Source organism: Nonomuraea sp. NPDC050540, assembly GCF_044457485.1.
Taxonomy (GTDB): domain Bacteria; phylum Actinomycetota; class Actinomycetes; order Streptosporangiales; family Streptosporangiaceae; genus Nonomuraea.
In genome coordinates this window covers 16175-42448 of the sequence record NZ_JBITHA010000002.1, presented here as the reverse complement: position 1 = coordinate 42448, position 26274 = coordinate 16175, and the positions used below count along the sequence as shown (strand labels likewise).

The 26274-nt window shown below is 67.2% G+C and carries 30 protein-coding genes and 2 pseudogenes; 16 read left to right on the top strand and 16 right to left on the bottom strand.

Translation table 11 applies throughout. The features are described 5' to 3' along the window. Positions 1-114: 114 nt before the first annotated feature. The gene (locus ACIBI5_RS06660; protein ID WP_397243903.1) at positions 115-387 is read right to left on the bottom strand and encodes a hypothetical protein; all 273 of its coding nucleotides are present in this window, start codon (positions 385-387) and stop codon (positions 115-117) included. Between the two features lie 66 nt (positions 388-453). Continuing rightward, positions 454-720, bottom strand: a complete 267-nt coding sequence (locus tag ACIBI5_RS06655) for a hypothetical protein (RefSeq protein WP_397243901.1) — start codon at positions 718-720, stop codon at positions 454-456. 457 nt (positions 721-1177) lie between these two features. On the opposite strand from ACIBI5_RS06655, the gene ACIBI5_RS06650 reads away from it, so the two are divergent. Further along, entirely contained in the window at positions 1178-1669 is a 492-nt protein-coding gene (locus tag ACIBI5_RS06650) for a hypothetical protein (RefSeq protein WP_397243899.1), read from the top strand. 398 nt (positions 1670-2067) lie between these two features. On the opposite strand, the gene ACIBI5_RS06645 is transcribed toward ACIBI5_RS06650, so the two are convergent. Beyond that, positions 2068-2601, bottom strand: coding sequence for an RICIN domain-containing protein (locus ACIBI5_RS06645; protein ID WP_397243897.1), 534 nt, complete (start codon positions 2599-2601; stop codon positions 2068-2070). A 270-nt stretch (positions 2602-2871) separates the two neighbouring features. On the opposite strand from ACIBI5_RS06645, the pseudogene ACIBI5_RS06640 reads away from it, so the two are divergent. Further along, positions 2872-4040: pseudogene (locus ACIBI5_RS06640) on the top strand (IS3 family transposase). 324 nt (positions 4041-4364) lie between these two features. Here the strand turns inward: ACIBI5_RS06640 and ACIBI5_RS06635 are convergent. Beyond that, positions 4365-5102: an SDR family oxidoreductase gene (locus tag ACIBI5_RS06635; RefSeq protein ID WP_397243895.1), complete on the bottom strand. Its 738-nt coding sequence runs from the start codon at positions 5100-5102 to the stop codon at positions 4365-4367. An 83-nt stretch (positions 5103-5185) separates the two neighbouring features. Between ACIBI5_RS06635 and ACIBI5_RS06630 the strand changes: the two genes are divergently transcribed. Beyond that, positions 5186-5614 carry a MarR family winged helix-turn-helix transcriptional regulator gene (locus ACIBI5_RS06630; protein WP_397243893.1) on the top strand — a complete coding sequence of 143 codons (429 nt, stop codon included), beginning with the start codon at positions 5186-5188 and terminating at the stop codon, positions 5612-5614. A gap of 116 nt (positions 5615-5730) precedes the next feature. Here the strand turns inward: ACIBI5_RS06630 and ACIBI5_RS06625 are convergent, their stop codons facing one another. Then, on the bottom strand, positions 5731-5916 hold the full coding sequence (locus ACIBI5_RS06625; protein ID WP_397102745.1) for a DUF4236 domain-containing protein: 186 nt from the start codon (positions 5914-5916) through the stop codon (positions 5731-5733). Between the two features lie 450 nt (positions 5917-6366). On the opposite strand from ACIBI5_RS06625, the gene ACIBI5_RS06620 reads away from it, so the two are divergent. Further along, positions 6367-6555 carry a hypothetical protein gene (locus ACIBI5_RS06620; RefSeq protein WP_397243891.1) on the top strand — a complete coding sequence of 63 codons (189 nt, stop codon included), beginning with the start codon at positions 6367-6369 and terminating at the stop codon, positions 6553-6555. A gap of 198 nt (positions 6556-6753) precedes the next feature. On the opposite strand, the gene ACIBI5_RS06615 is transcribed toward ACIBI5_RS06620, so the two are convergent. After that, positions 6754-7494: a lysostaphin resistance A-like protein gene (locus ACIBI5_RS06615; protein WP_397243889.1), complete on the bottom strand. Its 741-nt coding sequence runs from the start codon at positions 7492-7494 to the stop codon at positions 6754-6756. Between the two features lie 105 nt (positions 7495-7599). On the opposite strand from ACIBI5_RS06615, the gene ACIBI5_RS06610 reads away from it, so the two are divergent. Further along, the gene (locus tag ACIBI5_RS06610; RefSeq protein ID WP_397243887.1) at positions 7600-8256 is read left to right on the top strand and encodes a TetR/AcrR family transcriptional regulator; all 657 of its coding nucleotides are present in this window, start codon (positions 7600-7602) and stop codon (positions 8254-8256) included. Here the strand turns inward: ACIBI5_RS06610 and ACIBI5_RS06605 are convergent. Next, positions 8253-8540 (bottom strand): annotated as a pseudogene (locus ACIBI5_RS06605) (integrase core domain-containing protein); the annotation flags it as partial. The gene ACIBI5_RS06610 and the pseudogene ACIBI5_RS06605 sit on opposite strands and share 4 nt — an antisense overlap. A 535-nt stretch (positions 8541-9075) precedes the next feature. Here ACIBI5_RS06605 and ACIBI5_RS06600 point away from each other — a divergent pair. Then, entirely contained in the window at positions 9076-9267 is a 192-nt protein-coding gene (locus ACIBI5_RS06600; protein WP_397243885.1) for a hypothetical protein, read from the top strand. A gap of 386 nt (positions 9268-9653) precedes the next feature. Here ACIBI5_RS06600 and ACIBI5_RS06595 read toward each other — a convergent pair whose 3' ends face one another. Next, positions 9654-10373: a DinB family protein gene (locus tag ACIBI5_RS06595; RefSeq protein WP_397243883.1), complete on the bottom strand. Its 720-nt coding sequence runs from the start codon at positions 10371-10373 to the stop codon at positions 9654-9656. A 270-nt stretch (positions 10374-10643) separates the two neighbouring features. Between ACIBI5_RS06595 and ACIBI5_RS06590 the strand changes: the two genes are divergently transcribed. After that, entirely contained in the window at positions 10644-11075 is a 432-nt protein-coding gene (locus ACIBI5_RS06590; RefSeq protein ID WP_397243881.1) for an MmcQ/YjbR family DNA-binding protein, read from the top strand. Between the two features lie 536 nt (positions 11076-11611). On the opposite strand, the gene ACIBI5_RS06585 is transcribed toward ACIBI5_RS06590, so the two are convergent. Both ACIBI5_RS06585 and ACIBI5_RS06580 read right to left on the bottom strand, forming a co-directional pair. Continuing rightward, the gene (locus tag ACIBI5_RS06585; protein WP_397243879.1) at positions 11612-12040 is read right to left on the bottom strand and encodes a hypothetical protein; all 429 of its coding nucleotides are present in this window, start codon (positions 12038-12040) and stop codon (positions 11612-11614) included. Then, positions 12037-12903: an IS5 family transposase gene (locus tag ACIBI5_RS06580; protein WP_397243877.1), complete on the bottom strand. Its 867-nt coding sequence runs from the start codon at positions 12901-12903 to the stop codon at positions 12037-12039. Before ACIBI5_RS06580 ends, ACIBI5_RS06585 begins: the two co-directional genes overlap by 4 nt. 269 nt (positions 12904-13172) lie before the next feature. On the opposite strand from ACIBI5_RS06580, the gene ACIBI5_RS06575 reads away from it, so the two are divergent. Next, positions 13173-13499, top strand: coding sequence for a DUF4190 domain-containing protein (locus ACIBI5_RS06575; protein WP_397243875.1), 327 nt, complete (start codon positions 13173-13175; stop codon positions 13497-13499). On the opposite strand, the gene ACIBI5_RS06570 is transcribed toward ACIBI5_RS06575, so the two are convergent. After that, positions 13433-13618, bottom strand: a complete 186-nt coding sequence (locus tag ACIBI5_RS06570; protein WP_397245275.1) for a peptidoglycan-binding protein — start codon at positions 13616-13618, stop codon at positions 13433-13435. The genes ACIBI5_RS06575 and ACIBI5_RS06570 overlap by 67 nt on opposite strands. A gap of 233 nt (positions 13619-13851) precedes the next feature. On the opposite strand from ACIBI5_RS06570, the gene ACIBI5_RS06565 reads away from it, so the two are divergent. The 6 genes from ACIBI5_RS06565 to ACIBI5_RS06540 all read left to right on the top strand — a co-directional run bounded on the left by ACIBI5_RS06565 (position 13852) and on the right by ACIBI5_RS06540 (position 21983). Next, positions 13852-15069, top strand: coding sequence for a hypothetical protein (locus ACIBI5_RS06565; protein ID WP_397243873.1), 1218 nt, complete (start codon positions 13852-13854; stop codon positions 15067-15069). Further along, positions 15066-15671, top strand: a complete 606-nt coding sequence (locus ACIBI5_RS06560; RefSeq protein WP_397243871.1) for a hypothetical protein — start codon at positions 15066-15068, stop codon at positions 15669-15671. Before ACIBI5_RS06565 ends, ACIBI5_RS06560 begins: the two co-directional genes overlap by 4 nt. 72 nt (positions 15672-15743) lie before the next feature. Next, a complete protein-coding gene (locus ACIBI5_RS06555) occupies positions 15744-16184 on the top strand; it encodes a hypothetical protein (RefSeq protein WP_397243869.1) in 441 nt (146 codons plus the stop codon). A 167-nt stretch (positions 16185-16351) separates the two neighbouring features. After that, complete coding sequence (locus ACIBI5_RS06550; protein ID WP_397245273.1) at positions 16352-16855, top strand: DUF6192 family protein; 504 nt, start codon at positions 16352-16354, stop codon at positions 16853-16855. Between the two features lie 628 nt (positions 16856-17483). Continuing rightward, the gene (locus ACIBI5_RS06545) at positions 17484-21317 is read left to right on the top strand and encodes an Ig-like domain-containing protein (RefSeq protein WP_397243867.1); all 3834 of its coding nucleotides are present in this window, start codon (positions 17484-17486) and stop codon (positions 21315-21317) included. 69 nt (positions 21318-21386) lie between these two features. Beyond that, a complete protein-coding gene (locus ACIBI5_RS06540; RefSeq protein WP_397243865.1) occupies positions 21387-21983 on the top strand; it encodes a hypothetical protein in 597 nt (198 codons plus the stop codon). Positions 21984-22243: 260 nt separating this feature from the next. Here the strand turns inward: ACIBI5_RS06540 and ACIBI5_RS06535 are convergent, their stop codons facing one another. The 3 genes from ACIBI5_RS06535 to ACIBI5_RS06525 all read right to left on the bottom strand — a co-directional run bounded on the left by ACIBI5_RS06535 (position 22244) and on the right by ACIBI5_RS06525 (position 23085). Continuing rightward, entirely contained in the window at positions 22244-22654 is a 411-nt protein-coding gene (locus tag ACIBI5_RS06535) for a hypothetical protein (protein ID WP_397243863.1), read from the bottom strand. Beyond that, positions 22651-22818, bottom strand: a complete 168-nt coding sequence (locus tag ACIBI5_RS06530; RefSeq protein ID WP_397243861.1) for a hypothetical protein — start codon at positions 22816-22818, stop codon at positions 22651-22653. The genes ACIBI5_RS06535 and ACIBI5_RS06530 overlap by 4 nt, the downstream gene beginning before the upstream one ends. Before the next feature lie 87 nt (positions 22819-22905). Next, positions 22906-23085 (bottom strand): hypothetical protein, encoded by a 180-nt coding sequence (locus ACIBI5_RS06525; RefSeq protein WP_397243859.1) that lies wholly within the window; start codon positions 23083-23085, stop codon positions 22906-22908. 643 nt (positions 23086-23728) lie between these two features. Between ACIBI5_RS06525 and ACIBI5_RS06520 the strand changes: the two genes are divergently transcribed. Then, positions 23729-24436 (top strand): integrase core domain-containing protein, encoded by a 708-nt coding sequence (locus tag ACIBI5_RS06520; RefSeq protein WP_397243857.1) that lies wholly within the window; start codon positions 23729-23731, stop codon positions 24434-24436. Positions 24437-24506: 70 nt separating this feature from the next. Here ACIBI5_RS06520 and ACIBI5_RS06515 read toward each other — a convergent pair whose 3' ends face one another. Further along, positions 24507-25040 (bottom strand): DNA-binding domain-containing protein, encoded by a 534-nt coding sequence (locus ACIBI5_RS06515; RefSeq protein WP_397243855.1) that lies wholly within the window; start codon positions 25038-25040, stop codon positions 24507-24509. A gap of 519 nt (positions 25041-25559) precedes the next feature. On the opposite strand from ACIBI5_RS06515, the gene ACIBI5_RS06510 reads away from it, so the two are divergent. After that, positions 25560-25949, top strand: coding sequence for a hypothetical protein (locus ACIBI5_RS06510; protein ID WP_397243853.1), 390 nt, complete (start codon positions 25560-25562; stop codon positions 25947-25949). On the opposite strand, the gene ACIBI5_RS06505 is transcribed toward ACIBI5_RS06510, so the two are convergent. Further along, the gene (locus ACIBI5_RS06505; protein WP_397243851.1) at positions 25874-26248 is read right to left on the bottom strand and encodes a hypothetical protein; all 375 of its coding nucleotides are present in this window, start codon (positions 26246-26248) and stop codon (positions 25874-25876) included. The genes ACIBI5_RS06510 and ACIBI5_RS06505 overlap by 76 nt on opposite strands. Positions 26249-26274: the final 26 nt, after the last annotated feature.

The window sequence follows — 26274 nt, the reverse complement described above, 5'->3', positions numbered from 1 at the left end:
CTCGGCTTCACACTGTTTCAGGAGCGGGGATCGGCTTCCCGCCGTGCTTTCGCGCCACGTCCGATCGGACCGCCCATCGTGGATGTGTTCTGCATGACGGCCGGCGGCGCCCGGTCAGACCCACGCCTTCAGGACCCTTGCGGCTAGTTCGAGCAGGCCTTGGGGTGGCCGCCGGTATCCCTCGGCGAGTTCCACGATGGGGGAGCGAGCAGCGGTGTTGAAGGTGACGGGTTCGCTGCTGTGCCGTTCAGAAGCCAGCAGGGCGGTGACTGCGGCGTTGACGTCGTTATGGCAGACGTGAGCGTAGGCCAGGTCGATCAGGTGCTGGGCGCGCCGGTTGACGCATGGGGTGGCGTTGAGGTCGATGTTTTCGGCAGTTCTGGCCACCGCCGGGGTCGGCCTGTACGCCGCTGCCGCGCTGTTGCGCCGCCGCCGAACCTGGGCCGACCGGCCTCAAGATCCCGGCACGCCCGACGAGGGCTCCGCGCCTGACGCGCTCGCGTCGCCGACGAGCCTCCTGCCCACGGCAGGTGAGCGGCAGGCGCGGCAGGCGGTGACGAGCTCCACCTCGACCGGCACGCTCGGGCGCCAATATTCGACGGCGTAGCGGACGTTGTGCCCCCACCGGCCGGCGACGCTCTTGATCCTGGCCAGCGCAGCCTCATCGCCCTCGAACTCGGCCAGCAGTGCCAGCTCGTCCAGCGTCCGGGCGCATTCCATTCCCTGGGCGAAAGCCCGCGTCTCGGCTGAGAGCCGGCCGGTTTCAGCGCGGTGGCGATCTCGTCGCGGCTGCGGCCGGTGCGCCTGCGGATCTCGGCCTTGGTGGCGCCCGACCCGTGGGCGGCGAACAGGGCGTCCGCGCGCCGGGAGCCGTAGTCGTTCTTGCGTACCCTGACGTGGTCGCCGACCGCCAAGGTGATGGAGCGGCCGCCGCGCAGTGCGTAGGTGGGTTCGGGCCCGGTGATCTCGCCGAGTTCGCGGCGGTAGGTTGAGCCGCTCGCTGACCTCGTTGGTGCCGGCCAGGATCAGCACGGCGGCCAGCTCGTCCTGCACCGCCTCCGCTCCGGTGCGGTACGGCTGGCGCGCGGCCGCCCAGTCGAGGATTAGGGCGTTCATGGCGTCGCCGGCTGCGGTGAAGAGCCTGTACGGCTCAGTCGAGATCCGCCACGATGACCACATGTCAGAGACCCTGGGAGAGACGGGCGACCAGCTACGCATCATGCGGAGCGAACTTGATGAACTCCAGGAGCATGCGGAACGCCAACGCAGACAGCAGGCTCGCTATGCCAAGGTCTGGTACTACGCCGACCTCCTGCTCGGGTTGCCTGCCGTGGTCCTGGCAGCGGTCTCGGGCGCAGTCGGCCTGGCCTCCGCTGATGGTCGGATTCCTGCTGCATTCCTGGCCATCGCATCGGCCGCGTTGGCTGCCGCGACTCGCTTCCTCGACTGCTCCGGGCGGGGAGCGCACGCAGCCCGTCGCCGCGACGCCTGGCGGGGCCTGATCTATGAGGTGAAGCTGGTCCGCGTCAGCGGCTACGCCGGTGACGTTTCAGCTCTTCACACCGATCTGAAGCGACTCTTCGATCAAGCCCAGCAGGTCCGCACCCTCACCTACGCACGGGCAGGCGAGCCGGTTTCTCCCGCCCCGGCGCAAACCGTTCAGCAATGAGAACGCAGGCCGTCCGACCCTGCGGCGCGGTGCCTGACGGCCGCGAGGGGGCGCGCTGGGCCCGGCGGTCGCGCTCGTGGCGGGTCCGAAGTCAGTATCCGACTCCGGAGCGGTAGGGGGCCGGGTTGAAGGCGTTGCTGCTCTGGTAGAGCAATTCCAGCGTGCGGCGGCTGATCACCGGTTCCACGTAGACGGGTTCCGTGCTGGTGGTTTGTCTGCCGGGTTCAGCTCCGAACCGCAACAAAATCGCAGAGCGTCACCGCTAGGACCACACGCACCACCAGATGCATGATGCTCTATATTTAGAATAGCGGGAACGTGAGTTCGGAAAACCGCAGGTCGAGCTGTGTGTCTCTTCACTCAGGGTCATGGTGCTGGGGGTGGAGAAGAAGGGTGGATCACGCCCCGAGGACACTCCAGCGCTGATTGCGGGCACTGACGTCGAAGCGCTGCGTGACCGGGGCGCCGTTGAAGGTCCCGTCTGCCGTCGTCAGCAGCCCGCTGCCCTTGTTCTTCATCTCCAGGAAGGTGGCGTTGACGGAGAAGTCGCGTTCCCACTGCTGGAACGGATTGCTGGCGCTGCACGACTGCTGCACCAACCGGGTGCCGGAGAAGGACGCATTGCCCTCTACCGCCAGGCAGAGATTCGGTGCCACCTTCCGCGAGTAGACGAACGTGATCTTCGTGCCAGATGACGCCACCTGCTTCATGATCCACTGCTGGCGGAACAGGCCGCTGTACGGACGCACCTCGATACGCGCCCCCGGAGCCAGTGAGTCATCTTGAACGCTCAGAGCTAATCCGCTGTTCTCGACACTGATTCTCACCGTGGTATCCGCAACCGCGGGTGAAGCGAGCGCGGTCACGCCAGCGAGCGCGGCTCCGGCCAGCGCGAATGCGCCAAGACGCCGCGATGCATGCGAGTTTGACATATTGGCAGATCCCCCGTGCTAGAGCGCTGCCCGGACTTTCCGGGAGCGCCGCCAGTACACCCTGGGATGCGTGTCATGGTCTATGTCCTTGTGCACATCCAGGCGCACAACACGCTCCGCTCCCGGGCGTGCGGGTAACCGGTGTGTGACGAGGCCGGGCTGCCAGGGAGTGAACGGTCAGGCTAGGAAGATGAGCTCGCTCTGAGGCGCCTTGAAGTTTCCGGACATTCAGGAACATAACCTGACAGTGAGTCTGGAAGAGATAGGTACGTGACGAGGCGTCGTAGGCAGTTCTCGCCGGAGTTCAAGGAGGAAGCCGTCCGCATGGTGCTGGACGGCCCGCGCACGGTGGCTTCGGTGGCCCGGGAGTTCGACATGAACCCGACCACGCTCGGCAGCTGGGTAAACATGCACAAGGCCATCCATCCCAAACCCAAGCAGACACTATCGGGCCCGGAGCGGGCGCGGATGCGCGAGCTGGAGCGGGAGAACGCCGAACTGCGCGAGAAGCTGGTGTTCTTGAAAAAGCGGCCGCCTTCTTCTCGGTCGAGACTCGATGACGCTCGCCAAGTTCGAGCTGATCGAGGCGAAGAAGGCCAACCACCGCATCGCCGCGATGTGCCGGTGGCTACAGGTCTCACGCTCGGGCTACTACGAGTGGCGCGATCGGCCGGCCTCAGCCACCACCCAGCGGCGCGAGCACCTGACCGCGCTGATCGAGCAGATCTTCACCGACAGCCACGAAACCTACGGCCACCGGCGTATCCACGCCGCCCTGGCCCGCCAAGGCGAGGTCTGCTCACCCGAACTGGTCCGCGCGCTCATGCGCCGCCACCATCTCACCCCGGTGCAGGTGCGCACCTTCCGCCCGACCACGACCGAGCAGGGCGACTTTCGCGGCATCCCCGACCTGGTCCGGCGCGACTTCACCGCTGAGCAGCCCGGCACCAAGCTGGTGGGCGACGTCACCTACATCCGCACCTGGGAGGGCTTCCTGTATGGCCACCGTCATCGACTGCCACAGCAAGACGGTACTGGGCTGGGCGATGGCCGATCACTACCGCACCGAACTGGTCGCCGACGCGCTGCGCATGGCCATCGGCACCGGCCGGATCGCCGCCGGCGCCATCTTTCACGCCGACCGCGGCTCCAACTACACCAGCCACGCCTTCGGCCGACTCTGCACCACCCTGCAGATCCGCCGCTCGGTCGGCCGCACCGGGGTCTGCTACGACAACGCGATGGCCGAGTCGTTCTTCTCCGCCCTGAAGACCGAGTGGCTCAACCGCTACGTGTTCACCTCCCGGGCCAAGGCGAGACGGCAGGTCATCCGCTACATCGAAGGGTTCTACAACCGGCGACGCCCGCACTCGGCGCTGGACTATCGTCCGCCCCAGGAGGTCCTCAACGAACACGATTCATCCCAGGTAGCCGCGTAGGCTACGCCCACAACCTGGCTGTCCGGAAAGAGCTGGGCCCCTCAAAGTCCCCCAGGGGCGGGCATACGCCGTGTCCTGGGACGCGCTCCCTCACCATCATGGCGGGCCTGGCGTCCTTTCGACGGGGTAGGGGAGGGGCATAGAGCGTGTTCGGAGTTCGGATCATGGGTCTACGGATTCTCATGCGGGATAGTGTCCATGCCCTGGTAGGGCACATGGTTGCCTCGCCGGCCATTAGCGAGCCTTGGTCGAGTCGCTTCTGCCAGAGGGGCGAGCCGGGCCGATCCCGGCTCTGCGGCGGCAGTTCGACAGGGTGATGCGGCGTCAGGAGAGCCCTCCGTCGACGGTGATGCTCTGGCCCGTGATCCACCGGGCCGCGTCGGAGGCAAGGAACCCGACGACCTCGGCGATATCCTCTGGCCGGCCGAGGCGGCCCAGCGGCGTCCGGGCGATCAGCGCGTCGATGGGCGCGGAGGCTGCGGCGAAGCCGTCGGTGTCCGTCGGGCCGGGCAGCACGCTGTTGACGGTGATGCCGCGCGGGCCGACCTCACGGGCGAAGGTTCGCACGAGGTTTTCACCGGCTGCCTTGCTGGCGACGTAGAGGGCCTCACCGGGTGGGCTGAGGCGCGTGGCCGCCGAGGAGATGTACACGATCCGGCCGCCGTCTCGCATCCTGCGCCCGGCCTCACGGAGCGCGAGGAAGGTGGTGTGGGTGTTCAGTGCGAAGACGCGTGCGTAGTCGTCGTCGTTCGACGCCGTCAGCGGGCCGCGAACGAATCCGCCGGCGTTGTGTACCAGCACGTCCAATCCACCGTACTGATGCTCTGCGGCGTCGAGCAGCGTACGCAGTTCGTCCGAATCGGCGGCGTTCGCCTGCATCATGATGGCGCGGCCGCCGCCGGCCTCGATTTCGGTGACCACATGTCTAGCCGACTCCGCTGTGCCGTGGTAATTGACGACGACAGCCGCCCCGTCGGCGGCAAGCCGCATTGCGATCGCCCGCCCGATCCCGCGTGAGCTTCCGGTGACCACCGCTACTCGACCGGTCGTGCTCAGTACCATGACACCTCTTTAGTATGCTACATCAACTGTTGAGAGTGCATACTAAATAGTTGACGTCATGAACTGTCAAGTAGTCTTGGCTCATGCCGCTCCCCGCGCCCGACTCAGAGCTCGCCGAAGCACTGCTCGAACTGAGTTGCATAGTCGAGGGGATCAGGGCCACCGTGAGCCGCGAGCTGGGGCTCACTCCGCAACAGGCCCAACTACTCACCGCCGTACACCCGAAGGAACTGGCCCACGGCGAGCTGGCGAGTCGGCTGCACTGCGACAAGACCAACATCACCGGCCTGGTCAACCGCCTGGAACGCCGCGACCTAGTGCGACGGCAACCCGATCCCGACGACCGCCGGCTGACGAAAGTGTTCCTCACCGACCAGGGCGCCGAACTTGTCACACGTTTCCGAGAGGCCATGAGCACGGCGGCCACGAAGCACTTCGCCTCCTGGCCGGCCGACCGTCACAGCCAACTCCTCGACCTCCTGCGCACCACAGCGGAAGCCCTCCGCGCCTAGGTGTTCTGACCATGGAGATTGTCCTGCAGCTCGATCCAGTCGATGCCGCCGGTCGCGGCGACGCCGAACGTCCGGGCCCCCTCGGTCACATCGCGGCCGAGGGGGCACAGGTGCCACTAGCGGCTTTTGGTGCTTTTGCGCCAGGTGAAGCCGCCCGGCAGGTTCACCGAGACCGTCCGGCGCCCGTCTGGGCCGCGCGTGACGCGGAACAGGCGATTGCCGTAACTGTGACCGACTCCGCGGCGGGACAGGTTGATGCGGAACGGCCCAAGCTTGATCGACTTTCGGTAACTCAGACCCATCGGATTCCTCCCAGAATCGTCAAGGGACGACAACTACCCGCAAAGCAGGGCGATATCCGCGCGTCCGCCGCGTCCACGCGACGCACAGCGCCCAACCCCGAATCCCTCTCCCTCAGACGCCAAGTTCAACAAGCGCCAAGCTGCGGGAAGGGGGCCAGGGTCAACCGCGGGCCGCGTGAGCACCGGCACCTCTAGCTCCACATGCGTTCCGCTGCCCTTACGGGGTGCCCTCCCGGACGGCCTCCTTTGACGGCCCGGCGCACCACTCTGACCAGCTGACAGCCCAGGCTGTCACCTACTTCGAGCTCCTGGGGAAGGTTCGATGGAGGCCGCTCGATGAGAGGATGAGCATGCGGGCTGCCCGCGTCCAGCAGCGGACCGAGCATCGGGTGGCCGCGGCCGATCAGCGCGAAGGCGCTGCTGAACGAGATGCTGATCCAGCATCCGGCCGTGCAGTGGTTCGCTGTCCAGACCCTCTACGACCGCTACGGCGCCCGCGTCTACGCCCGGATGGCTGGCGAGCCGGTGTTCGCGGCGGAGGTCGGCGCCCAGGCGCACCGGCTGCGCACGCACGTGTTCGACGCTGCCGCCTCCGCTGGGGACAGCGAACTGCAGCAGCTGCGTGAGCACCGACGCTGATGGTGGCTTCACGAATTCGGCAACCCTCACTGGTTCTGCTGCGGCAACCCGGTGGAAGGACGCACCCATCTCGACATCGCGATGCAGGCCCTCTCACCTGGGACCACCCGCGAACTCCGGAAGATCACCAGCAGGGCTGATGATGCCTGGAAGCTGTCCATTTACTGGGGCGCCGCAGAAAGGGATTGAACGACAAGCTCAGACGAGCGCGCCGGCCAACAGGAAGATGGCGATCCCGTGGGCGAGCGCGGCGGCGATGACGCCGCTACGCATCCGCAGGTAGGCGCAGATCAGCCCTTCGTACAGGGTGAAGGCCAGCAGTGGCCAGCCGACGTCGGTAACGGTGGAGGCCAGGAAGGCGTGGCAGGCGGCGAACAGCAGCGCCGACAGCACCGCCGCCCGTCGGGGACTGCTGTGTGTCTCCAGGCGGCCCTGCAGGAAGCCGCGAAACAGCACCTCTTCTGCCAGGTTGCCGGCCAAGCAGAAGAACAGCAGCGCCGGCAGCAGGCTGAGCGCGACCGCGCCGCCGCGCTCGGACAGCGGGGCCAGCTGGGACAGCAGGAGGACCGGGGCGGCGGCCAGCGCGCCACCGCCCAGGCCCATCCCCACCGTTGCCGTGTTGAATCGGCCCCAGCTCACCATCGCTCGAAGGCCGCGATCCAGGCGCAGAATGAGCGCGGTCAGTCCCAGCGTGCTCACGCCGAACACCAGCAGGACGCCCGCGTGGTCGGTGAGGCGCAGCCACGGCGCCAAGCCGGTGGTACCCAGCCGCCAGAACCCTATCGGGGTCATGGCATCCCTGATCAAGACGAATCCGAAGATGAGCAGCACGATGCGCAGCAGCGGGTCGCGCTCGCCGCGCGCCAAGGTGAAGCAGCCGCCGATGAGCAGCAGGCCGGGCAGGATCCGGACGCTATAGGGCAGGAGGTCGGGCAGCACAGGAGAAATCTCCGTTCACGAGGGGGAATGCGGGCCGCCGTAGGGGGCACCTTCCGTTCAATAATGTGAGCTATTCTCAGTTTTGGCTACTCGCATTGGAGGCCTGTGCTCACACCTCGTAAACAGCCGCGCCAGCAGCGCTCTCGCGAGACGGTGGCGGCGATCCTGGAGGCTGCCGCTCAGCTTTTCCAGCGGTACGGCTACGCCGACACGACCACCAACAAGATCGCTGAACGCGCCGGAGTGTCCATCGGGTCGCTCTACCAGTACTTCCCGAACAAGGATGCGCTGCTGGTGGCGCTGGCCGATCATCATCTGACCGACGCCGCAGAGCAGGTGGCGCTGGTCTTCGCTCGCGGCGCGAAGCAACGCCCGACCTTGCACGCTTTGCTGGCCGACCTGGTGCGGTGCGTGGCCGCACTGCACACCGACCGGCCCGGCCTGCACCGGCTGCTGTTCGATCAGACGCCCCGAACCTCCGACCTGGTCACCCGCTTCCGCCAAGCCGAGCAACAGATCGCCCACGCTCTGGCCGGGCAGCTGCGCCGGCTCGGAGCCGGTGGCCCCGATCCGCGGGTGAGCGCGCTCCTGGCCGTGCAGGGCATCGAGGCGCACCTTCACGGCGCCCTGCTCGACCGGCCGGCCGACGGCGACACCACCGACCACCTGCACGCCGTGATCGACCTGTGGCACCGCGCCCTGGCCGAACCGTCCGAGCCCCGCCCGCCCGGGGCCGGGTCACCAGCGGCCCAACTGCGCTAGTTGTTCTGTCCTGAGAGGTTAGGCACGCGGCTGGCGGGTGGTTGGCCGTTGAGTGCGGTGTGTCCGCGGTGGTGATTGTAGGTGTGGAGCCAGGGATCGAGTGCCTGACGGCGTTCGGTCTCTGACCGGTAGGGGCGGGCGTAGGCCCATTCCTCCAGCAGGGTGCGGTTGTAGCGTTCGACTTTGCCGTTGGTCTGGGGCCGGTAGGGGCGGGTGCGTTTGTGTGTGATGCCGCTGTCGGCCAGGGTCTGGCGCCACTGGTGGGAGCGGTAGCAGGAGCCGTTGGCCCCGTCCCACAAGCCGTAGAGCCGCAAGGCCTCGGCGGCCCTGTCGAGTCTGCGCCTGCTCCCACCTCGGGCTATGGGGCTGCGCTTCCCCGTGCGGGACGGGAGCAGGCTGTCTACAGGGCGGCGGCCATGACTGGCGCGGCGGCGGCCGCCGGCTCGTACCACCAGCCCGCCGCCGGTTGTAGCGGCGCTCCTGCCGCGGCCAGAGGCTGGTGGGATCCGGCGCTCTCGGGTGGAGCGCTCCAGGCGCCGCCTGACGGGGTTCCGGTGGGTTCGGGTGCTGTCGTGTTCGTCGGCTGCGGGGGCGGGCCTGACGTTCCGGTCGGCGCGGCGGTGGGTTGCGGGGTGAGTTCCTGCGGGGTCGGCAGAGCGGTCGGGGAGGCGTCGACGCCGCGGTGGGTGATGTCGACGGCGCCGCTGAGGGCGTCCCGGTCGGGCCGAGCGTCGCGATCGCGACGGTCGCGACGCCTACGTCAACGGGCGAGCCCAGCCCATCACCCACCGCTGGTCGAGCCGGGCGCAGGGTGCGCAGTTGCCCGGCTTGCTGGTTGCGGATCTGCTCGGCGGCCTGGCGGCGTTCGGCGGCCAAGATGCGGGCCTCAGCCTCGCGCTGGATGCGTTCGGCGTCCGTGCGGGCGTGGTCCTCGCGTTTCTCGGCAGTGCGCTGGGCTTGGCGGGCCTCGCGCTCGGCGGCCTGCGTGGTCAGGGTGACGGTGCGGCGTAGCGCGACCCGCTCGACCTGGTCGGTGCTGCGGGCGAAACACTCGGCCAGCGCGGCGAGGGCGTCGGTCAGCGGGCCTCGGTGAGCACGCCGTCCGCAGCGGCCACCGCGGTGGTCGGCGACTTCCGCTCGAGGGCGTTCACGCTGCCCGGTAGTAGGCGTCGCACCGCGGCAAGACGTTCAAGACCGCCACCGACGAGCACGGAAACCATGACTCCGCCGGAGCAGACCGGGACGTCCCATGGGTGGCACGCCGGTCGTCAACGCCATCCGCGTCCTGGAACGCATGGTCCCACTCGGCGGCCTGCTATTCGACAAAGCCGCCCGGGCACGGGATCGCTCAAGCTCGCCGGATGCTCGAGAAGTGCCGCGTGAGTCCGTAGCCGGTCCTACTCAGCGTCCTGTGCCTCGATCAGGTCGAGGTCGCGGACGCAGAAGCGGTGGTGCTCGAAGGTCTCGTTGAGCACCGTGCTGAGGCACTGCCGCACCGAGCGGCCCCGGGCGTACGGCGGCCAGACATCGTCGTCGGGCACCGGCGCTCGCCCGGCGAGCTGCTCAGCGGTGACCTTGTCGAGCCAGGCCTCGAGCTCGGCGGCCTGTGCGTCACGCACGCTCACGATCTCGTCTAGGGACGGATCGAGCGAGAGGTCAAGCCCGTGCGCTCCACGGTAGGGCTCGACGGTCGTCCCGATGCCCATCGGCGTGAACAGCTCCGTCGAGCCCAGGCAGCAGCGGCGGAACCACGAGTCGTGGACGAAGACCAGGTGGCGCATCGTCTGCACGGCCGACCACTCGTCGTTCACGCTGCGGCGTTCGATGCCGGGCGTACGACGGATTCGCTCGATCGTGGCGGCCCAGCCGGCATGGAGCTGACGCGCTGCCTCGCGCAGCTCGGCAGGGTCCTCGGAGCGGATCAGCAGCCGCACCGGATTACGCCGGTCAAGCTCTGCCTCGACGTACTCGGTGACCTCGACCCCGTTCACCACGAGGTTGGTGATAAGCCCGTCGATCACGGCGTCCTGCATGACGACGCCGATCAGGCGTGCCCCGGTCAGATCGCACTCGCGGAACTCTGCACCGTGCAGGTCCTCGTCGACATATCGTTTCATGCTCCGCATGCTAGGGCCGAGTACTGACAAACTGGCCTCCCTGACCCCGCGACCTCCATCCCATGGTGCGGTCGGCTCTCCCGTACATTGATCATGGTTCCAGCCCTCAAGTGCGGTCAGAACTCACGAACAAATGCGATCACTTCTCACGAACGAAACCACCCGCGCCCGACCAATGGTTAGGACAGGGGTTCCGGTGCCGATGTCGACGTGGTTCAGGCCTTTGGCGGGCATCATGCACGAGAGCACCGACAAATTTGGGAGACGCCGATGCCGGACAGCCCCGACGTGCCGGACGACGTCCTCGACCGCCTCCGCGCGCTGTGCCTCGCACTCCCCGGCGTCTACGAGGAACAGGCCTGGGTCGGCACCCGCTGGCTGGTCCGCAAGAAGACCTTCGCCCACGTCCTCGGCATCAGCGACGAGTACCCGCCCGCCTACACCCGCGACGCGCCGTTCGTCGGGGATGCCACCGTCCTGACCTTCCGCTCCGCCGGTGCCGAGCTCGCCGCGCTCGTCGGCACCGGCCACCCGTTCTACAAACCGAGGTGGCACCCGCAGGTCGTGGGCATGGTGATCGAACCGGACGCGGACTGGGACGAGATCGCCGAGCTGCTCATCGAGAGCTACTGCCTGCGGGCGCCGAAGAAGCTGGCGGCACAGGTTCCCCGGCCAGGTCCCGCAGCCGGCGGACCGGGCTGAACCACGGGCGTTAGCGGGCTCGTTGTGAGGGACGTGTCGACGTACTTCCTCGAATGCGTGCTGGGTACGGCAAGACGCACAACTCTTTCCGCGCTACCGCGAAGTCGGTGGATCAGGGTGTCAACACGGGCGCGCCTGCGTAGGCAGCGGCGACTATGCGATCCACACCGACGGGTCGACATCAGTTGCTGGACTTCTGCACCCAGCACCGAGCCCCGTCATGGAGCCGACACAGGCAGACCTGGCCCTCAGCGCTGCTACTTCTCACCGACATTTCTCGACAGCATCGGCCCTCAGCGCTGTCCAAACTGACCCGCAAACGCTGTTGCTAGTCAGGATCTGGATCAAACTCCGTGAAGTGGTGACGGCGCGTAACGATCACTATGGAGTGAGGAGCACGCGTTTGCGGAGGAGGGCGAAGCCCGCTCGGCCGAACATCTGGCGTTTGATCATCTTAGAGGGCGGTTCGAGAGTTGATGTTCCTTTGATCGCTTGTGTTGCGTGAGGAGAGCTGGTCGTGGGGATCCGTGGCCGGGCTATGGACGCGGTTGGGCGAACGAACCCGGCTCGGTCTCTTCGAGGATGCCCAGGCCGACCAGGCGTTTGAGCTTGGCGCGAGTGTTCTCGATGTTCTTGCGCGCCAGGGGAAGGTCCAGAGCGGCACACAGGTCCCGCGCTCGTGCCGGCTGGCCGGTGTCCGCCAGGATGGCGAGAATCTGCCGGTAGGCGGGGTGGTCAGGGACCGCGGGAACGGGTGGCGGTGGGGGCGCCAGAGCGGGCTCGGCGGCCAGGACGAACAGGGTCTTGCGGGTGATCCGCAGATGATCAAGGTCCTGGCCGAGTTCCCGCAGGCGGCCGGTCAGCTCCTCGATCCGGGCCTGGGTCTGCTCAATCTGGCTGGTCAGGGCCTTCTCGTGGGTGTCGATGCGGTCCAGCAGCCAGGTGCCGGGATCCGGGGCGCTCACATGGCCTCCCGCGGGAAGCGCCAGGTGGGGATGGAGGTGCCGGTCAGCCGGCGAGTCATCACGTCGGTCATCGCCCAGTACACCCGCGATTCGGAGCTGGCCGGTTCGTGTTCGTAGTCACGCACCAGGCGGCGGTGCAGGGACATCGTGCCGTAGGTCTGCTCCACCACCCACCTTTTGGGCTGGGGGATGAACCCGGCCTCGGCGGGGTTACGCTCGACGATCTTCACGTCGATGCCGTGGGTGGCGCCGTGGGCGACCACGCTGTTCTTGAAGCCCTGATCGACCAGGGCGGTCTGGACGCTGCCGGGCGCCGTGGCGGTGGCGACGCGGTCCAGCAGCGCGTTGCCGATGGCGTTGTCGTGGATCGAGGCGGCCGCGACGACCACCGCGATGACCAGCCCCAGCACGTTGGTGGCCAGGCCACGCTTGCGTCCCGACACCTTCTTGGCCGCGTCCCTGCCGGTCGTGGGGGCCGGGACCCCGCTCGCGGCGCGCACGCTCTGGGTGTCGAGCACGATCAGGCTCGGGTCGGCTAATCGGCCCTTGTTCTCCCGCACCTGAAAGCGCAGCAGGTCGTGAATGGCCTTGTCGGTGCCGTCCCTGCGCCAAGCGGTGTAGTAGTACATGACCGCGCTGCGTGGAGGCAGGTCATGGGGCAGCAGGTTCCATTGGCAGCCGGTCCGGCTCTGGTACAGGATCGCGTTGACGATCTCGCGCATTTCGTACTTGCCCTGGTGACCGCTGACCGAGGGGTGCGCGGCCTTCCACGCTGTGATCACCGGCTCGATCAGGGACCAGCGTTCATCCGATAAGTCGCTCGCGTACGGCTTGCGCTCATTCACCTGGCTACCCCAGCACATCCACGCCCACCAGCCAGGCATAACGCTACAGATTCACTCGATCACACTGTGATATCAGGACTATCGGCTCACGAACCGCCCTCTCAGGCCTGAGGCTGACCACCACGATCGGTCGTGACGTCTTCCAACCGCAGGGTGGGGTCGTAGCCGGCAACCTCGCGCGCTTTGCCGCAGGCTTTGTTCAGCCACGCGGGAGCCTGAAGAGCCTCTTGATCGCCAAGGGCCGGTCGTGCATGGTGACGTCAGGGGCCCGCCCGAAGGGAGACGAGATGACGCACACACCAGGTCAGTCACCGCCCACGACGTCGGGAACGGCGGTCGGGAGCCTCGTCTGCGGGATCGTCGGGCTGGTGGTGAGCTGGTGTCTGTTCGGGATCCCGTCGATCGTGGCCATCGTCATGGGGCACGTGGCCGCGCGTCAGACCAAACGTGGTCTGCGGGGCGGGCACGGGATGGCGGTGGCCGGGCTCATCCTCGGGTACGTGGTGGTCGTTCCCGCAGTGCTGGTGTCGGCGTTCGTCGTGCTCGCCTACCTCAAACCCGGTACTACGTCCGCCGCGGTCAACGGCCTGATCGACGGGCTCTTCGGCCGGTGAGCGAGCTCAAACTTCTTGTTCGACTGCGAGCCGTACTCGCCGTCGATGTCTAGGCCGTTGCGGGCCTGGAAGTCCATGAGGGCAAGCTTGACCTTCGAGCCCCACTTCGCCGACGACACCGACACGTAGGGAGTAGCCCAGCTCGCGCAGGCGCTTCTTCACCCCCCACGGCGGCCGCTGACAGCAGCCCGTCGGGTAGGCGGCCCAGCAGAGCGAGGCGCGGGTTGATACCGCCGACTCCGGTCAGGAACCCCCGGCTGAATGATCACAGCCGGGGACAGGGTGGCGTGCGGCTGGTAACGGGTTCGCCACAGCCCGGGGCAAGACGGGACGCAAGCGTCATCGTAAAAACGTGGCGACGTCTCCTCCTCCCGCCGACCCCGCCCGTCGTGGGCGGCTGGCCGGACGAGTACTGCTGGTGCTGACCCTGGTGCTCGTGGTCGTCGGTGTGCTGTGGTTCTTCCTGGCCGATCCGCTGGATCTGCCCGAAAGGACGCTGGAGGCGCTCGCCCAGCGAGCCAGCGTGATCAGCATGCAGGCAGCCCTGGTCTTCGGCTCGATCGGCTGGTGGCTGCAGCGGCGATCGGCGGCCGCGGGCGAGCCTGGGGTGCCGTCGGTCTCCACCAGCGGTGAGAACGCGCCCGCCGTCGGCACGATGTCCGGCGGGCTGGTGGCCGGCGCGCTGCGCGGGCCGGTCAGCACGGGTGAACGCGCTCCGGCCATCAGCGGCGACGTCCAGACGTTGATCACCGGAGACCTACAAGAGGCGCGCCGCCCGCCGCTGCCACCGCCGTCCTCGGTGGCCGATCCGTCGGGGTTGCTGGGGCTGCCGCGCCGTCGGGCAGCGTGGTTCGTCGGACGCCAGGAGGCGTGGCAGGAACTGGCGATCACGCTGGAATCAGGCACCGGTGCGGGGGTGATCAGCCAGGCCGTGGTCGGGCTGGGCGGGATCGGCAAGAGCGAACTGGCGCTGCAGTACGCCTTCGCCCGCCGCCTGGACTACGACCTGGTGTGGTGGATCGACGCCGACAGCCCCGCCCAGATCAAGGTCGGCCTGGCCGGGCTGGCGCGTGCGCTGGTGGCCGGGACCGATTCGGTCGCCGCGGGGCAGGCCTCGCCGGAGGAGGCCGTCGCCTGGGCGATCACCTGGCTGGCCGGCCGTACCGGCTGGCTGCTGGTCTTCGACAACGTCGAAGAGCCCGCCCACCTGGAGCCGTACCTGGCCCGGTTGACCATCGGGCAAGTGCTGATCACCAGTCTTGGCCGGTGCCGCCGACGACGAGCAGGCAGTCAACGAAGCCCTGGCCCTACTTGCCTCCTACAGTCTCATCACCCTGACCACCCACCCCACCGACCCGACCGCCACGAGCGGCGACCACGCCGCCGACGACCAAGAGAACGTGAGCATCCACCGGCTCACCCAAGCAGTCATCTGGCACCGGATGAACGCCGAACAGCACGACCAGTTCCACCCATCTGGAGCACGAACTTCCGCGCCACAGACCTAGCCGACCGTGCCGACGACGACGACGTCCTGCCCGAGCTGACGAGTGCAGAGCGTCTGGCATGACGACCACCGCGGAGCCGGCGCGCCGGACGGCGGCAGCGATCCAATCCCGCCGCAACACCAGCGAGGCCATGCTGGAGCGAGTACGCGGGGCGCTGAAGCAGATACGACGCGAACGCGCCCGCGCCCGCGCCACCGTCGCCGCCGTCGCACGCCGCGCCGACGTCTCCCGGACCTCCCTCTACCAGAACACCGAAGCTCGCGCGCTGATTGCCCAAGCAGCCGCCGACGCCGGCGGGCACCGCAAGCTCGACCAGGCCGAACAGGCGGCTCACGTCGAGGCATCCTGGCGGGAACGGGCGCTCAACGCCGAGGCCACGCTCAAGTACGCCCACTGCGAGATCGCTCTGCAGCGCACCGCCATCGGCGAGCTTCTCGGCAAGATCCGCGATCTGGAGAACGACCTGCCAGAGGACGGCGTGCAGCGACTCGTCACCGACAGCACCTCGCTCAAACAGCAGGTCCGCCAACTTACCCAACAGACCCACCGCCTGCAGGAGCGCCTGACCGCAGCCCGTGACAACAGCCGGTTCCTGGACAACCGGATCGCCGGACTGGAAGCCCAACTCGCCGACCAGATCACTCTCGACGCATCTGAATTCTGAGGGGTGCCTCTGATCCCGTATCAGCGATCTTCGGGCAAGATAAGGACGATGCCTGATCACTACAATCCAGGCATGTTCGATCTCGACCCTGTGAAGTCGATCTTAGTCCTGGCCCTGATCGGGCTCATTGTCCTGGGGTTGCGGGCCTGGCGCCACCGGCGCAACAGGGTGCGGATCTACATCCCGATGCCGTTGTTCACCCCAGTGGAGATTCAGGCCAAGGCCCACGACCTCATCGAAGCCGGGCAGTTCGACGATGCGGTCAAAGTGCTCAAGAAGGAAGCGCAGGTCTCCGGACCGGACGCTCTGGCCGCAGCCCGCGCCCTGCGCCGAGGCGAACTCCTGCCGGACTTCCCGGGCCGGTGGCCGGAGGATCTAACAGGGCCGGTCACCGAACTCCTGGCCGAGGGACAGCGAAAGGCAGCCGTCTTCCTGATCCGCGATCAGAAACAGTTCAGCCCCACCGAAGCCGAGGCATTTGTCGACTCACTCACCCGTGGGAAGGACGAGTAGACGTGCCGTTCAACGACCCTGATCGGCCCCGTGTCCGGGCTTCGTTGCAGATCTACGCCGACGATCTGAGCATCTCGGTGGAGACGGTGGAGGCATGCCGGTGAGTCTGTTCCCGCTGGCCGAAGGAGCGGCGCAAGGCCGAGGTCCCTTACTACGTCCACCGCACGCTGGCCGGGATCAGCGATCCGGAGCAGCGTTTCGCGGCGATCGAAACGCCACCGAAGGACGAGCGCACCGGCCTGCGGCGCTGGACCGAGGCCGCAGTCAAGCAAGTAGCCGGGCGACAATTCGCTGATCGGGCGAGCGTTCAGCAGAAGATCGACCGCATCCACGACCTGGCCCGTGATGAGCAGGTCGCCGCGGCGGTGGCCACCGACCTGCTGCGCAGGCCCGCCGTGGTCGCTCAGGCAATCACCGATGACACCGCCCGCCACCTGGTCAACCGGGCGCAAGCCGACCAGGCACGCCAGGCCGCCCAGGCAGAGCGGCACCAGGTGGCTGAGCGCGCGGCCGAACGCGCGCGCCAGCACACCGATGCTCCGCACCAGGTCGCCGAGCCCCTCCAGCCAGCGGGGCCGGCCGACCACGTGGCATCCACGAGCGTGCTACCCCACCCCTCCCGGGGGTTGGACCCGGCCGTAGTTGGGCCCCTGGGGAGCACTGGGACGTGATCGAAGAGTTGTCCATGCTGTGCTGCGCGTGGAAGACGGCCTACCTATAGGACGGCGCGGCTGCGCGCGACGCCAGCGACTACCTCGACCGGCTGCTGCCCGGCGCGATCGCCCGCGCCGCCGTACGGCTGCGTCCCTGCGCGCAGACCCACTACCCCGACGGCGCCCGCCGCCTGGTCGACCGGACACTGGCCGAGCTCCGCCCGCTGTGAACCCTCGGATGTTGCCATGACCTACCTGCATCCGGTCAGGAAGTGAACCAAGCCGACCCGTGCGCGTGCAGTGCGGCGTTCGATGCTCACCATCCCAGCTTTTTTCAAAAACTTGTTCGCTTCAAGGGTTGTGGCTCCAGGTAAAGCTGAGGTAAAAATGATCCTGTTTTGCCCCGTTTGATCACCGATTGAAGGTGTTAGTGAGCAACTCAGGAAGAAAACGCTGGTCGCGGCCTGTCGCGACGGCACTGGCGGTCCTCATGCCCGTCTCGGTCATGACGGTGCCCGCCGCAGCCACCCCCACCCCCCAGCCCTCCCTCACTGCGCGGACGGCCGAACCGGCACTCAAGACGGCCTGGTAGCAAGCAACGGCGACCAGCCGCAAGATCGAAGTGCCAGGCCGCTCGACCGAGACGATGAAGGTGTGGGCCAACCCGGACGGCAAGACGCTGTCGGCCGAGATCCACCCCGGCCCGATCCAGCTGCGCGAAGGCGACGCCTGGAAGCCGATCGACACCACCATCGTCGAGCGCGACGGCGTCCTGCAGACGGCGCGGGCCAAGACGCCGCTGACGTTCGGCAAGCGCGGTGGCAAGACGCTGGTCACCGCCAAGGCCACCCGCGGCGAGGCCGGTTTCGGCTGGACCAAGCGCCTGCCCGCCCCGCGGACGAAGGGCAACCAGGTCATCTACCCGGACGCGGTCGCACCCGGCATCGACCTGGTCACCACCGCGCGGCCGGACGGCTTCACCCAGAGCGTCGTCATCCGGCAGCGGCCGACCGACCCGTCGGCGCTCAAGGCGATCAAGCTGCCGCTGTCCACGCCCAAGGGCATGAAGTACGGCAAGGCCGCCTCCGGCGCGCCGCAACTGCGCGCGGCCGATGGCAAGCCGGCCACCGCCGACATCGTCGCCCAGGCCGTCGACGCGAACGCGGAACGCTCCCCGGACGAGGGCCACATCCGCGAGGTGGCCACCAGCGTGGAAACCTCGCGCGGCACCCCCTCGCTGGTCCTGAAGCCGGACCCGGCATTCCTGGCCGACCCGGCGGTGGCCTACCCCGTCACCCTGTCGGCGCCGAGCGAATGGGTCGGCGCCGGCCTGGCCGATGACGGCTGGGTGAACAAGAACAACCCCAGCCTCAACCACCTGACCGACGGCTGGCTACGCGCCGGCACCACCAAGACCAGCGCGGACATCGCCCGCATCTACCTGAGGTACGAGGTCACCGGACCCCTGGCCGGCGCGACCATCGACAACGCCGACCTGATCATGTGGAACTACCGCTCCGGCCTCGACCCGGCCGAGTTCCCCAGGAACTGCGCCTTCCCCGACCGCTACGGCACCATTGCGCGCAAGCTCACCGCCTCCTGGCAGCCATCCACCCTGTCCTGGAACCAGCAGCCGCCGCACACTGTCAACGGCCAGGCCGGCGTCAAGGGCGCCTACAGCGACACCGAAGGCTGCAACGGCGGCGGCGAACTGCTGTACTCCATCGAACCGATCGTGCAGGGCTGGGCCAACGGCGAACCCGACCACGGCCTGGTCGTCATGAGCGGCTACGAGACCACCGCGATCAACTGGCGCCAGTTCTACTCCAAAGAAGGCGGCCCCTGGGACCGCACCCAGCCCAACCATGCCCCGGTCCTGTTCATCGAATACCAGCCGGGCACGGTAGAAGTCGGTACGTTTCAGTACGGCTCGTGGAGCGCCACCGAACAGGAGCTCGCTGAGCAGCACGCTCGGCGGACCGAACCGGGCGCCGCCGCGCCGTTCACCGCTCCCAGCGAGGAGGAGGCTCGGCAGAGCGCCATCACTTCATCGGCACGCGTCTCCGTCGACTCCAGCGACGGCACGCTTCCAACCGGCTTGAGTGACGAAGCGCTGCAGAAGTTCGTCAACGACGAACCTCTGCCAGGTGAGGACACCGACTTGAATGAGCCGGACCCTCCTTTGCCGCCCGACACTGAGGCGCCGCAGGCGCTGACCAATCCGGGCGACGGGCAGCAGGAGGTCGACCCGGATACGTCCGTCAGGGTCGCCTTCACGGAACCGGTCACCGGCGTGATCTTCGAGATGAAGGACCAGGCCGGCCAGGTGGTGCCGCACACGGCCACGCCTATCGAGGATGGCCCCGACAATGACGGATGGATCATCCAGCCGGATCAACCACTAACTGAAGCAGCAACCTATTCCTTGCGGATCACCGCTGCCAAAGACGCTGCCGGCAACGTCATGGCCGACACAGTCGTCTCCTTCACCACCCGAGGGACCTCCACCCCCACGCCGCCCCCCACCCCCACCCCCACGCCGGGCACATGCACCGAACCGGAATGGGTCAGTGCCAGCGTCTACGTACGCGGGACCAAGGTGAGCTGGCAAGGGCGCACCTGGGAATTCATCAGCGACTTCTTCGGTAACGCCGAGCCTTCCGATGAGTCTCCGTATTGGAAGGATCTGGGCGAATGCGGCGCCAGCACCCCCACACCTACACCTACGCCAACGCCAACGCCGGGTACGTGCTCCGAACCCGAGTGGGTTCGTGACACCCTCTACTCCACCGGCGCCAAGGTGTCCTGGAACGGACACACCTGGGAGTTCGTCCACACCATGGGCAATCAGGAGCCGAGCGACACCGCCCCTTACTGGGAGGACCTCGGCCCCTGCACCGCTGGTACGCCTACTCCCACGCCGACCGGCCCGGACACCACGCCTCCCACGGTGCTCAGTGTCACGCCCGCCCAAGGCGCCACCGACGTGAGTCCGTCGGCCACCATCCAGGTGACCTTCAGTGAGCGCATCACCGACTGGGCCGGGTCGGTCAGCGTCATCCAGCGCAACGGGACCGTGGTCATGCTTCCCGGTCAGTGGACGCAGGACCAGAGCCAGACCAAACTCACCTTCGCTCCGGCATCACAGCTCGCGTCTTCGCTGGAACATGTGGTGCGGCTGACCGACGCCACCGACGTCGCAGGCAACAGCCTTGCCGACGTCTTCGAGTCCCGGTTCACCACCAAAGCCGTCGCCCCCGCCACGACCAAGGCCGCAGCTGACGATGGCCTGATCGCCACCTGCTGGGCGAACAAGGACAAGGCCAGCGACCCTATAGCTGACGGATATCTGATCAGCCGGCACAACTGGTGTGCGATCCAAACGATCGTCCGAGGCGACGCCAAGATCGGCGGCAAGGACGTCATCCAGCACAACGGCCTCTCGGCCGACGCCACCATTCTGGGCAGCACCTACGGCGGCCAACGGACCGCGAATCGCCAGTTCGAATTCCAGATCTCGCTGAAGAACGTCACGCCAGTCGGCCTGACCTTCCGGCAGAAGGCCTACATCGAAATCGGTGTCTCCACCGACGGAACCACCTGCCGCGTCGCCAGCGAGGCCTCCTTCCGAGGCAAATGGGATGAGTGGCAGAACGGCAAGAAGGCCAACTTCACGTTCTTCTCTGACGAAGCCAACGGGCGCGGCCCGGACAAGGTGCAGCACTGTCACCCCAAATTCTCTGCCAAGGTCTGGCTACCTGACATTCCGTCCACGCCGCAATATCTGTACTGGTCCACCGCCAAGCCACAGGTCCGCTGCGACTCGATTGAAAAGGATGAGGCTGCGTACGGCAAGGGCTGCGTCTTTGACAAGGCGGTCCTCGTCTATCGCACGACCGAGACGAACGCCGGGCTGCCCTGGGATGTCGGAATCAAGGGATCCAACCCGCCCACAGTGGATCTGGCGTATCTGACGACCGCCTATCGGAGCGCTACCTCACACGTCTGGACTGCGCTTCACAAACCCCAGCTGACCTTCCCGTGGAGTCCCGGAAAGACTATCCTCGGGCACGAGATCGGCGGACAACCTCTCCATCGAACCGTCAGCGAAAAATGGAAGAAGAGAAATAACAAGAAATCCGCCAGGATCTGCACGAACCTCTTCTCGGAGTACAAGAGGAAAGATCAAACGCTGGGCAAGCCGGATCACTACAATATTTTCGAATGCGACGAGTTCCCCTTCCAATCCACCATGGAAGGGAGTTCGACGGGGCTGGGGGTCGAAGGCCCCAGGAAACCGGACACGTTCAGCTACTCAGTCAGGCCCGTGTACTGGAGGTCCAACGGCGCAGAGGGCACCGAGCTGAGAATCTTCTACGGTCACAACCGGGTCCTCGGCGAAGACAGCAAGCGCAAGGATCCCTACGATCGCTTCTACGTTGAAGCCTACGTTCCCGGTCTATTTCCACACGGCCGATAGATAACTCGTGACATGCAGGGGCCCTCGCCCGGGGCCCCTGCATGTTGCATACACAGACGGAAGAAGCCAATGTACGAAGAAATTCTTACCCGCAACGAAGACGTACTTGGGCCCCACTACGAGGCGTGTGAGCTCATCGTCACCATTCCCGATCATGGAATACTCACACCCGAAGGAGCGATCGAACGACTGGGATACGATCCGAGGGAAGCCAGAACAGCCCTGCCCAACGAAATCCGCGCGATGGGCGATCTTGCCTTTATTCAGGCAGGCACGGGAGTGGTCGCCATAGACATGCTCGACCCCAACGGTCTTACTCAAAGTGTCACCGAACGGCTGGGTGGGCCAGGGTTCCGGCATTGGTATCTGGCGATGGAGCTATCCGGCCGTAGCAGCTTGTACTGCCGATACGGTGATGTGGAAGGCTACGTGACCGATCCGGACTTCGAGGATCTTTCCGACGTGGAATGGAGAACACGTCTCGGCCCACTCGCTCCTTACGCGGATCTCATCAGCGCTACTTTCGAAGAGGACGCTGAGTTCAGCGAAAGCGCGGCATACCTGACAGCGATCGAGCTTGAGAGCGGCATCCAGTTCACAGCGGAACTCCTTCAGAATCCTCGCCTCATCCTTCCCGAAACAGTGATTAACTGGCCCCCCGTATAGGGCTGGTGGTCAGCCGGCGGTGAGGACAGGTGAGCTTTGCCAGCCCGCGCGTCCGGGGTTTGCTGATGGTTGTGACCTGCACGGGGTCACGAAGTGGCCCTTACGGCGGCCGACTTGGAGCTGGTTGTCCCCAAACTTTTTTGATCTTGCTTGTGGTTCGGCTCGCGGCCGACGGGCGGCTTCGTGGTCGCGCTCGCAGCGTGTGCGGGGTCTTCGAGCGCGAACGATGCGGAGGGGCCGAGGTGCCCGCCGGCGGTCGGTCAGAATACGGGTTCGCCGGTGAAGCCCCCTTCGGGATGTACGGCAGCGGGCCCAGGTGTGGGCGGGTCGAGGAGACGGGTGGTGAGTTCGGCGATGCGGCGGGCGTGGTCGCGGTTGTGCACGTGGATCTCGATCACGGTGAGGCGGCTGCCGTTGTCGGTGATCCGGAAGTCGGCTGAGACCTGCTGATGGTGAGGGGCGCGGATGCGCACGTCGTCGCCGCGGGGGAAGGTGCTGGCGTTGGGGATGGCGGCGGTCACCGCGGCGGCGGTGGCGGCCTGCTCGCGCAGGGCGTCGTGGTGGTCGGCGATGGCGTGGGCGCCGCGGGTGGTGGCGTAGGTGATGGTGTGGTGGCGGGCCCACCAGCTGGCGCGGCTGGTGCCGTCGGGGTAGCAGCCGCTGATGGTCATGCGGCCGGTGCGGGGGTGTGGCGCAGGCAGAGTTCGGCGTGGCCGCGGGTGATCCAGAAGGCGGCGGAGCCGTCGTGGCGGCTCAGGTGGTAGCCGCCGAGCTGGTCGGCGATCTGCTCGGTCAGGTCGCGGGCCAGGTCGATCTGGTCGGCGTTCAAGAGCATGGCGTCCTTCCTCACAGGGAGAGCGGGTGCGCGGGCGGCGATCGGGGCGCGGGGGTGCGACGCCCCCGGGCGTCCATGACGGCTGGGTTAGGGGAAGAGAGCGCCGATCAGGGCGGCGGTGAGCAGGAGGAAGGCCAGGCGCTGGGCGTCGAGGGCGCGGCGCAGCCAGGCGCGGTGGGTGTAGAGCTGGTCGGTCAGGGTGGCCAGTCGTCGGCGGTCCGGTGGGCGGATCCTGCGCCTGCCGATAGTGCCATCCGCCCAGGTCATGTGGTTGGAGGTCTTCTCCTACGGTGCGCGCGCTCTCCGGCCATCACGAGAGGGAACAAGTACGGCATGATGATCGGCCGTGCTTCTTCGCCTGGCCTATCTCGCCGTCACGAACGCCTTCGCCGCACTACGGTTGCTGCCGATGGGAGACCGGGACAAGGATGTCGAGATTCTCGCCCTGCGTCGCCAGATCACTGTCCTGGAACGGCAGCTTGGCGCTGCTGCCAGGGTGAGATTCGCCCCGGAGGACCGGGCCTTTCTCGCCGCGCTCCTGACCTCGCTGCCCCGAGAGGTCCTGCGCCGATTGCGGCTCGTCGTCCGGCCGGACACGGTCCTGCGTTGGCACCGCGATCTGATGAAAGGGCCTCATGCCCGTATCTGCCGACCGAAGCGGTCTGGGCGCCGCCCACGGTACGCTCCATTCGCGCTCTCATCTTGCGCCTGGTTCGGGAGAACCCCTGCTGGGGCTATCGGCGGGTCCATGGGGAGCTCATCACGGTCGCGCCGTCCACGGTGTGGGAGATCCTCAAGCAGGAAGGTATTGATCCGGTGCCCGAGCGGGCGTCCACCACGTGGGCCGACTGCCTGCGCTCGCAAGCGGACGCCCTGCTGGCCGCCGATTTCATCGATCGAGACCATCACCTTGAACGGGCGGCGCCAGTACATCCTCGCGGCCATCGAGCACGTCACCAGGCGCGTCCGCGTGCTCGGCACCACCGCGCACCCAAGCGCGAACTGGGTCATCCAGGCGATAAAGAACTTGGTCATGGACCTGGACGGTGCGGGCTGCCGAGCGCCCTTTCTGATCCGAGACCGGGATGGAAAGTTCCCGGCGCTCATGGACGAGATCCTCGCCGAAACCGGCATCAGGACGGTGCTCACCGGCATCCGGATACCGCGAATGAACTCAATCATGGAGCGGTGGGTGCAGTCGTGCCGTCACGAGCTTCTCGACCGCTGCCTCCTATGGAACGAACACCACCTGCGGCACGCCCTGTGCGAGTACGAACACTTCTACAACCAGCACCGCGCCCATCAAGCACTGAACCAAGCGGCTCCGCTGCGTTCCGTCCCGGACCCGATCACGGACCCCGAGCGAATCATCGACCTGAACATACGCCGACGAGACCGGCTCGGCGGCATTCTCCACGAGTACTCACATGCCGCTTTACCTGCGTGGATGAAATTCTCGGCAGGCGCAGTGCCGCGCCGAGGGTCGGTCGTGCAGACCGGGCAGACGCGTCGTACGGCTCGGCGGTCGCGGCGCACCGGGATCCAGGGCCGCCACCGCTCGACGGCGTTGATTCCGGCCTCGCCATGCCGCAGCAGCACCGAGTGCTGGCGGACGTAGGTGTGGAACGCCTCGGAGCCGTTGCCGGGGTCGAGGGTGTCCAGCCAGGGCACCCAGCCGGCGATGGTCATCAGCCGCAGGTCCACCCGAGGTAGTGCCGGTCCGTTCGGCGAGGGCGTCCAAGAGCGCGGCAGGCGGATCCCAGTCCAGGTCGTCGTCGAACGCGCTGCGCGCCAGGGTCGAGGCCGAGCCGACGTTGTGTTCCGGCAACTGCATGACCGACATGCTGTAGAGGGCGGCGAGACGGGAGAGCCAGGACGACAGCGATCTGCACCTGCTCCAGCAGACCCTCGATCACCGGCGCCTCCCCGCCCGCCGACCGCAACGCCCGGGCCGCCTCCGCGCCCTGCCGGGCCGTCACCGAGGCCAGTGGATCCAGCTGACCGATCCGCCGCTCCAACGTGCCCCGCGACGGCACCGCCAGCCCTCGGAGCCGGCACTGCTGGACGACCTCCTTGTAGACCGTACTCACCGTCCGACGCTGCCTGGTCAGATACCTGGACCGGATCACCTCCAGCAGCAGCGCCTCGACCTCCTCGGGCATCCGGCCCTGGCCCCGGTCCCGGCCACCACTCAACCGGCGCGGAAGCAGATCAGGGGCCACCCCCGACCCCGCCCGCCACCTCTTCAGCAGCCCATAGACCTGGCGGCGAGAGATCCCCGGCTCCACCGCTGCCTCAGCCGCCTCCGACGCGGCTCCCGCGCCAGCCGACCGATCACCTCAGCCCGACGGACAGCGACCAACCAGTCCTCCGCCGAAGCCGTCAACACACCCAGCTCCGTCACACCCGCCACACCGTCGACCATGCCGACCTCACCGTAGTGAACACGAGTACAGACAAAACCGACGCTAGTGCACAGGAGTACGGGAATCAGGAATATCCGAGTCCTCTGCAATCAGCCACATCGCTCCAGGTCGCCGGTGAACACGACTCCAGGAATCGACATCCGCCGGGCGGCGGCCGACTCTCGCAGAACTGGTCATTTCTGCGAATCGCACACCATCACCGAAACTACGCGGAGCTACTTTGCGGCTGGTGACGCCGACCCGAGTGCCGGGCCAAGATATCGTCATCGTCCGGGACGAAACGAGGGCGAGGCACGACCCCCTGCGGAGGCACCGATGGCAGACGGAACCACGAGCCCGGGCGAGGCCTCGCCCGGGTGCGGCTGGCGCTCCGGGCCGCTGGTCGGCCGCTGGCGTTCGGCGAACGGGACGGCGGGGGTGTTGTTCGGCGACGAGGTCGTCTTCTCCGCCGACGGCACGGGCGAGCTGCGCCACCACTCGGCCCTTCACGGCGAGGAGACGCTGGCCTTCCGCTGGCGGATGGAGGGCGAGGCCGTCCTGCGGCTCCGCCTGATCGACGACGAGGAGGACCAGGACGAGGACGATCTGGTGGCGGTGGAGTTCCGCGCGTACGACTCCGACGCCGGCCGTCACGTGGTGCTGGCCGAGGTGGGGCGGGACGGCTTCTGGCTCTGCCTGGACCCGCTGGAACGGGTGGGGAGCTGACGGGCGCTCCGGGCTATGTCCCCCGCCGACGGCCCCGGGCTACCCGCCGTCGCCCATGGCTCGCGTGGCTCTTCCCCGGGCTCGGCGTCCCAGGCCTCCATCCGCACAACGGCCATGCGGGCACCGGCCCGGCTCACGAGCTCGGCCTGGCCCAGCGAGAGGCCGTCCTGTCTGGCCACGGGCAACCCGTGTTCGATCTCCTCCTCGTCCTCTTGGCCGTAGCCTGACACGTCCTCCAGGCTGAAACGCCAGCACGTGATCGGCGCCTCGTCGTCCACGCTGCGGATCAGCCGGGCCATCGCGGCCTCCTTCACCTGTTCACAGC

Excerpts from the sequence above, each read along its gene's own strand:
- ACIBI5_RS06590 (WP_397243881.1), top strand. The coding sequence starts at position 10,644 with ATGCCGGACAGCCCCGACGTGCCGGACGACGTCCTCGACCGCCTCCGC.
- ACIBI5_RS06545 (WP_397243867.1), top strand. The coding sequence starts at position 17,484 with ATGAAGGTGTGGGCCAACCCGGACGGCAAGACGCTGTCGGCCGAGATC.
- ACIBI5_RS06525 (WP_397243859.1), bottom strand. The coding sequence starts at position 23,085 with ATGACCTGGGCGGATGGCACTATCGGCAGGCGCAGGATCCGCCCACCG.
- ACIBI5_RS06575 (WP_397243875.1), top strand. The coding sequence starts at position 13,173 with ATGACGCACACACCAGGTCAGTCACCGCCCACGACGTCGGGAACGGCG.
- ACIBI5_RS06655 (WP_397243901.1), bottom strand. The coding sequence starts at position 720 with ATGGAATGCGCCCGGACGCTGGACGAGCTGGCACTGCTGGCCGAGTTC.
- ACIBI5_RS06630 (WP_397243893.1), top strand. The coding sequence starts at position 5,186 with ATGCCGCTCCCCGCGCCCGACTCAGAGCTCGCCGAAGCACTGCTCGAA.
- ACIBI5_RS06510 (WP_397243853.1), top strand. The coding sequence starts at position 25,560 with ATGGCAGACGGAACCACGAGCCCGGGCGAGGCCTCGCCCGGGTGCGGC.
- ACIBI5_RS06530 (WP_397243861.1), bottom strand. The coding sequence starts at position 22,818 with ATGCTCTTGAACGCCGACCAGATCGACCTGGCCCGCGACCTGACCGAG.
- ACIBI5_RS06505 (WP_397243851.1), bottom strand. The coding sequence starts at position 26,248 with ATGGCCCGGCTGATCCGCAGCGTGGACGACGAGGCGCCGATCACGTGC.
- ACIBI5_RS06540 (WP_397243865.1), top strand. The coding sequence starts at position 21,387 with ATGTACGAAGAAATTCTTACCCGCAACGAAGACGTACTTGGGCCCCAC.
- ACIBI5_RS06560 (WP_397243871.1), top strand. The coding sequence starts at position 15,066 with ATGACGACCACCGCGGAGCCGGCGCGCCGGACGGCGGCAGCGATCCAA.
- ACIBI5_RS06645 (WP_397243897.1), bottom strand. The coding sequence starts at position 2,601 with ATGTCAAACTCGCATGCATCGCGGCGTCTTGGCGCATTCGCGCTGGCC.
- ACIBI5_RS06625 (WP_397102745.1), bottom strand. The coding sequence starts at position 5,916 with ATGGGTCTGAGTTACCGAAAGTCGATCAAGCTTGGGCCGTTCCGCATC.
- ACIBI5_RS06555 (WP_397243869.1), top strand. The coding sequence starts at position 15,744 with ATGTTCGATCTCGACCCTGTGAAGTCGATCTTAGTCCTGGCCCTGATC.
- ACIBI5_RS06595 (WP_397243883.1), bottom strand. The coding sequence starts at position 10,373 with ATGAAACGATATGTCGACGAGGACCTGCACGGTGCAGAGTTCCGCGAG.
- ACIBI5_RS06580 (WP_397243877.1), bottom strand. The coding sequence starts at position 12,903 with ATGTGCTGGGGTAGCCAGGTGAATGAGCGCAAGCCGTACGCGAGCGAC.
- ACIBI5_RS06650 (WP_397243899.1), top strand. The coding sequence starts at position 1,178 with ATGTCAGAGACCCTGGGAGAGACGGGCGACCAGCTACGCATCATGCGG.
- ACIBI5_RS06635 (WP_397243895.1), bottom strand. The coding sequence starts at position 5,102 with ATGGTACTGAGCACGACCGGTCGAGTAGCGGTGGTCACCGGAAGCTCA.
- ACIBI5_RS06535 (WP_397243863.1), bottom strand. The coding sequence starts at position 22,654 with ATGACCATCAGCGGCTGCTACCCCGACGGCACCAGCCGCGCCAGCTGG.